We start from the raw sequence: 2,265 nt of genomic DNA, 5'->3' as shown, positions 1-2,265 counted from the left end.
CGGGTAACCGGGGTCGCATTGCCGTACGCCCTTTCCGTGACCCTATTTGGCGGCACCGCACCATACGTCATCACAGCGATGACCGGCAGCGGATATGGCGGGTACACGTGGCTCTACCTGGCTGCGGTTTGTGTCGTCGCCGCGATCGTTTACGCCAGGCTTCCCGAAACCAAGGGGCAGCCGCTCCGATAACGAGACGCGACAAATCCGAAAGCAGGACGCGCGGCCGAGACCCGGCCGCGCGTCCTTTTTAACATTTTCAGGAATTTCGGTTCCCGTGTTGTAGTATTGAAGGTGAGGCCCGCACCACAGAGGGTACCGTCGGAAGTGTGCCGGGACGGGCTCTGACCGGTTAGTTCCCAGGCCGAAGAGGCGGAAAAAATGAACGTCGCAGAAAACACATCCAGCGTTGCGGTTCGCCCGGCCACGTTAGACGATATGGAAACGCTCGGGATGTTCGGTGCGGAGTTGATGTCCCTTCATCACGAATGGGATCGCGAACGCTTTCTTTGGGTCGACGACATGACACATGTCGCCTACGCGGGGCATTTGAGTCAAGCTCTGGGCAGGCCGGACGTCATCATCCTCGTCGCGCAGGACCACGAAACACTCGTCGGTTACGCGTACGCTAGAATGGAGGGTTTCGACTACATGTCTCTTCGAGGCCCAGCTGGCGTGATCCACGATATCTTCATCGATCAAAGTCGCCGCCGGAACGGATTGGGCAGGATGTTGCTTGACGCGATGATAAGCGCCCTTACTGACCGAGGGGCAAAGCAGATTCTTTTATCGACCGCATACAGGAATACGGCGGCGCAACGCCTTTTCGCTTCCGCGGGCTTGCGCCTAACCATGGTTGAGATGACGCTCAATGTTGACCGTTGAGCCATCTGGCTCATCGACGAGCGAACGCGACCGGTCGACAGCGACTTACCGATTTGACGTAGGAGACGATAACGAAGGCTCTGAAACACCCCTCCTCAGGTCGCAGCCTCGCTATCCATGCGCTCAGGCATCAATTCAAACCAGTTCTCGCTCTCATTGTACACCGCGTACACGACAGTCCCTTGGTCCGTGTCGTAAAAGTAGATAAACATCCCATCGTCATTTTTGACCCTCCAACCAAATTCTTGTTTTTTCTTGGAGAATGAGGCCAAATCTTCGATTGCGTTGTAGATTTCGTTTTCGATCTTCCTGGCCTTTTCGGGCCCGCTGAAGCGCCAATGGTGGCTCTTAATCCGTTGAATGTCGTCATAGGCAGCATCAGAAATATCGGGCATCAACGAAATCCCGGTGCGGTCGAAATGGGGAAGAGGTCCAGGCGTTCCTCTTCAGCACGTTGAGACCGTCTTCTGGCCTCTGCTAAGGACATAACTCTTCCCTCGCGCGCCTCCTGCACGCGGCGTCGCATCTCGTCTCGTACCTCAACAGGCATCGGCATAGGTTCGTCACTGTCGGACATGCATTCACCATTCCGTCTCATCAACACGCTCTGCAGCTTATTCCATATCTGATGTAATTTTGCCATCGGCCGCTCCAAGAACAACATGTGTGGTTAATCTTGGATAGTCATGCCGCAAGACACGAACGCGTTGGGATTAACCGGCAGAAGCGCGGCCTAGTAGGGTGTTCGTTCAAGATAGAGCCGCTTTGGCTGGCTCACGCCCTTCAGCGTGTGAACGCCCGCGTCCGCGAACGCAATTTGCATCTCCTCAGGCAACAACGCGAGGAACTCTGACGAAACAACGAGTGACCCGCCTGTCGCCGTCGAGGTGGACGCGATGCGGCATACCTCGTTGACCGCCGGGCCGATGACAGTGAAGTCCAACCGCTCGTCGCTGCCTACGTTTCCGTAGAACACTTCGCCAACATGAAGCGAGAGGTAGATATCCGTGGTGACCTCGCCTCGGCTACCGCGCTGTTCGTTCAGCAGCACGACGCGTTCGGCAAGCTTTCGTCGGGCTCCCAGAGCGGCCTTCGCTGCGTCGGTCAGTGACGGGCCGCTGAAAATTGCCAGGACGCCGTCGCCGATCAGCTTCAGCACGTCGCCACCATTTTCAGTGACAGAAAGGATAGCGGTCTCGGCGTAGTCATTCAAAAGCGCGATCAAGGTGGCACTATCGACTCTTTCGGAGATCGCAGTGAAGCTCGCGAGATCAGAGTACCATAGGACCGTATTGATGCTCTCGAGCGAACCCCTTGCAATACGGCCCTCCAGCACGCGCCGTCCTGGGTCGCGTCCGAGGTAGGCACTGACTAGCGACT

General features: G+C 56.7%; 3 protein-coding genes and 1 pseudogene. 2 read left to right on the top strand and 2 right to left on the bottom strand.

Translation table 11 applies throughout. The annotated features are described in order from the left end of the window. Both A7X77_RS33730 and A7X77_RS31315 read left to right on the top strand, forming a co-directional pair. A pseudogene (locus tag A7X77_RS33730) lies at positions 1-192 on the top strand (MFS transporter); the annotation flags it as partial. Positions 193-381: 189 nt separating this feature from the next. Next, positions 382-885: a GNAT family N-acetyltransferase gene (locus A7X77_RS31315; RefSeq protein WP_064686656.1), complete on the top strand. Its 504-nt coding sequence runs from the start codon at positions 382-384 to the stop codon at positions 883-885. 95 nt (positions 886-980) lie between these two features. Here the strand turns inward: A7X77_RS31315 and A7X77_RS31310 are convergent, their stop codons facing one another. Both A7X77_RS31310 and A7X77_RS31300 read right to left on the bottom strand, forming a co-directional pair. Beyond that, complete coding sequence (locus A7X77_RS31310; RefSeq protein ID WP_064686655.1) at positions 981-1,280, bottom strand: type II toxin-antitoxin system RelE/ParE family toxin; 300 nt, start codon at positions 1,278-1,280, stop codon at positions 981-983. Between the two features lie 338 nt (positions 1,281-1,618). Next, positions 1,619-2,265 (bottom strand): adenylate/guanylate cyclase domain-containing protein (locus tag A7X77_RS31300; RefSeq protein ID WP_210179782.1); only part of this gene is annotated, 647 nt, incomplete at its 5' end.

The organism is Rhizobium bangladeshense (assembly GCF_001662075.1).
GTDB classification, from domain to species: domain Bacteria; phylum Pseudomonadota; class Alphaproteobacteria; order Rhizobiales; family Rhizobiaceae; genus Rhizobium; species Rhizobium bangladeshense_B.
Note: the sequence above shows the minus strand (reverse complement) of the source record. Positions and strands in the feature narration are given on the sequence as shown.